This is a genomic window from Mesorhizobium sp. M7A.F.Ca.ET.027.03.2.1, assembly GCF_003999175.1.
Classification (GTDB): Bacteria; Pseudomonadota; Alphaproteobacteria; order Rhizobiales; family Rhizobiaceae; genus Mesorhizobium.
Window position 1 is genome coordinate 1 of record NZ_RZOM01001932.1, and the last position, 418, is coordinate 418.

Consider the following 418-nt stretch of genomic DNA (forward strand, 5'->3'; position numbering starts at 1 on the left):
TCTTAGCGCAGATATAGGCTCGGGAAGGGCCACTCACCAGATCGCGGTGGGGCACGACAGAGCCAACGCGCACTTCGTAGAGGTCGCCTACCGTCGTATGGACATGTGGTTTGGTTGCCGTCCATAGCGAGCTGGGAGTTTCCGAGCGAGAGAGTAGGGTCGAGAACACGTCGACATCGGTCCATGAATCGAACCGGCCATGCACCTCGAACGATCCCGAGTAGCCGAACTTCGATAGGCGAGTGCGGAATCGATTGTAGCGCGATCCGCATCGGAGCACTTCGGGAAGCACCGCGGCAATCGGCACGTCCGGCCGTATCGATGCAACGAGGTGATCAAGGAAGATCGCGGCGGCATTGATCTCGCCTGATGCCCAATCGAGCCTCTTAGGCCAAGTTGTCTTGCCGAACGGCGGGTT

General features: G+C 59.3%; 1 protein-coding gene. It reads right to left on the reverse strand.

Translation table 11 applies throughout. From position 1 onward, the window contains the following. Window positions 1-418: hypothetical protein (locus tag EN750_RS40235; protein WP_210212824.1), on the reverse strand; the 418-nt coding region annotated here is incomplete at both ends.